The following is a 2,883-nucleotide window of genomic DNA, read 5'->3' as shown; positions in this document are numbered from 1 at the left end:
CCACCACCGCCATTGTCCCCGATCCGGCAGGCGACCGCCACGAGCCCGAGGTACCGCCATGACCACCGAACTCCCACCCACGCAACCGCTCCGGGTGCATACGTCGTCGTCCACCGCGACACTGCCTCCGCAGCCAGACCGTGACTGGCTGCCCCGCCCCGGCGCGTACGCAGCCGCCGCCGACCGCATCATCACCGAACTCACCTACCGCACCGGTCCATTGGTCACCCTGCGTCGACGCGCCGACGTCGTGGAAGTGGCACTGACCGTCGCCCCCGACCCCGAGGACTGCGTCCTGAGTCTCGCGCTGGGCGGCGACGCACTCGGCGGCGAACTGCTCACCTTCACCAGCACCGCCATCGAACCGGTGGCGGGCGGGACGCGGCTGCGCGTGCCCGGGAGCCTCGGCACGGGCGACACCACGCTGGAACACGTCCCCGCCACGCTGCTGCTGCGCGTCGTCGAACGCACCGACGCCGATCTCCTCGTCGTCGGCACCGCACGCGTCCCCTACGGCCCGCTGCACCGCACGACCGGATTCGCCCTGTCCCGGACACGCCCCGCACGCCACCTCGGCCTGCTCGTCGCCGCGGAGTTCACATGCGCCCCTTGACCGCCCGGCTCCGGCCCGTCCACACCGTACGGCTGCTGCTGGCAGCCCTGCTCCTGGCGAGCGTCGTCACCTTCCTCGCCCCCCGCCCCGCGCACGCTGCCACGTCGTACCGCGTCGTGATGTCCGGCTACGCCTTCAGCCCGCGCAGCCTGACCATCACAGCCGGCGACACCGTCACCTGGGTCAACGAGGACCAGGCACCCCACGACGTGAAGACCACTTCCGGTCCGGAGCCGATCCACTCCCCGCTGCTGAACAAGGGCGGCTCCTGGAGCCACACCTTCACCACGCCCGGCACCTATGGCTATGTCTGCACCGTGCACCCCGGCATGACAGCCCAGCTCGTCGTCAGGGCCGCCGCCGCACCTACTCCCACCACGCACCCGACCACCCAGCAGCACTCCGGTTCCGCCCCCTCGGCCGCACAGCCCGCCCGGTCCGCTCCCGCGATTGTCCCCACCGCGCACGCCGGCCACAGCGCGTCGGCCGCCGCGCCCGCGTCGGGCAACCCGTCTGCCTCCGCCACAGCGGCAGCCGCCGCGGCAGCGCCGACCCAGCAGGCGGCCGCACCGGCCGACAGCACCACCTCCGCGGCCCGCCCGCTCGATCCGCTGCTCCTCCTCGCCGGGGTCGTCGCGGGGGTCGCCGTGCTCTGCCTGCTCCTGGTCGGGTCCCGCTCGGCCGCCACAGGCGCGCCCCACGACACCGCCTCGCCGAGCTGACGTACCAGCGGCCGCTCGGTCTCTGCGCGCGCTCAGCGCAGGCAGCATCATGACGACCGACCCTCCACAGCGATACTCGGGTAACGCCGGGCGGGTGATGGTCGAGTCCGTCGGGGTTGATCCGCATCGATCGTCGACTCCGCGGCTTCAGCGGCTTCAGCGGCTTCAGCGGCTTCAGCGGCTTCAGCGGCATGGTCAACGCCCTCGGTGGCGTCCCGCTACAGCATCGGCGACGGCTCCGACATCGGCCGCATCGGCCGCCAGCAGGAGTTCATGCAGTGCCTCGCCGACCGGTGCCCAGTGCAAGCTGCACGACCCCACCGTTCTGTACGGCTTCCTGAACTCGCCCTCAGCGGCATCAGCACTGGTGGCGAGGCACTCAAGGTCGCCGACCAACTGCACGCCCTCGGCCATCAGATCACCGCCACCGGCAACGCGCCCAACCGCTCAAAAAGACCACGCTCTCCTCGCCCGGGGTAAGGCCCTTGCCGGCCACCTGCCCGGGTCGGCACACACACTCTCCCCTCAGGGAGTCTTCAACCACCGTCACCCTGACCATCGGCCCCGACCTGCCGCCGTCATGGGATGAGGCGAAGTACCCAGGCCCGGGAGCGACGATCACATGACCACCTGGCACGCCCGAGCCGACACCGCATACACGCGCACGTACATCACCCCGCCGACGAGCCCATGTCCCCTCAGCTGTATCGGGGTTTCGTCATATGGCGCCGGGTGCCCGATGGGACCGAGCACCCGGATCCACCCTGTTGTCAGGGGTTGCGATCAGTTCTGCTGACACTCAGTCGCCCCAGCCCCAGCCCTCGTCGTGGTGGAACGAGGCGACGTGGTCGCTCCTCAGTTCCCCTCATAGGAGGTCGCGGTTGAAAGTGGAGTTCATGGTGACTCCAGCCGTTCATGTGTACGCAGCGCACCAGCCGAGGCAACCTGCGGGCCGCGAGCGGCAACCACGGGCACGGCTCACCGCTCGCAGACACCACCCCACTCCGATGTGCCGCCCGCGGGGTTGTCTTCCGCGAGAGCGTGCAGGGGCAGACTGTCGGGTGCGGTCATCGTGCTGAGCTCCTTCGGGCTTCGACACCTCGAAGATCAACCGGTGGCCGCTCACCTATGCGGGCATCATCCCGACGCCGGAGCAAACCCCCGGATCAGGTCGAACCGCTACACCATCTCCATGGACGCAACCTCGTGTGCCGTCCACAGGGACGGCGTTGCGGTGGGCGATGCAGCTCCCACAGGGTGGGCTCGGCGCTGGGCGGCTGTGTCACCGCGCACTCCTCAACTCGGCGTGCTCCACGCCGAGTACGAGTCTATGGGCACAAGATGACACCGTGCCGAGCAAGGCGAGTTGGGGCGCGTACTGCGATCGCGAGGGCAGCCCGCAAGGTGCACACTGGGAATAGTGGGCAGTCAGCGCCCCGGCAGCTTCGATGACGCCGAGGGCCGACCTCCCTAGCCTCGCGCTTTCGCGAGTGGGGTTGTCCGGGTCTTGATCAAATAAGCGGAGAGTACCGCTGACCTGCAACGATG

At 69.8% G+C, this 2,883-nt stretch carries 2 protein-coding genes and 1 pseudogene; all 3 read left to right on the top strand.

Annotated elements, in window-relative coordinates:
* Positions 1–58 precede the first annotated feature (58 nt).
* Positions 59–613, top strand: coding sequence for a hypothetical protein (locus LE548_RS07055; RefSeq protein ID WP_225095791.1), 555 nt, complete (start codon positions 59–61; stop codon positions 611–613).
* Complete coding sequence (locus tag LE548_RS07050) at positions 601–1,335, top strand: plastocyanin/azurin family copper-binding protein (RefSeq protein ID WP_225095790.1); 735 nt, start codon at positions 601–603, stop codon at positions 1,333–1,335. Before LE548_RS07055 ends, LE548_RS07050 begins: the two co-directional genes overlap by 13 nt.
* Before the next feature lie 207 nt (positions 1,336–1,542).
* Positions 1,543–1,681 (top strand): annotated as a pseudogene (locus LE548_RS07045) (LytR family transcriptional regulator); the annotation flags it as partial.
* Positions 1,682–2,883 lie beyond the last annotated feature (1,202 nt).

The organism is Streptomyces sp. CoH27, from assembly GCF_020181035.1.
GTDB lineage: Bacteria > Actinomycetota > Actinomycetes > Streptomycetales > Streptomycetaceae > Streptomyces > Streptomyces camelliae.
The sequence above is the reverse complement of the archived record's forward strand: the minus strand, read 5'-3'. Positions and strand labels throughout refer to the sequence as shown.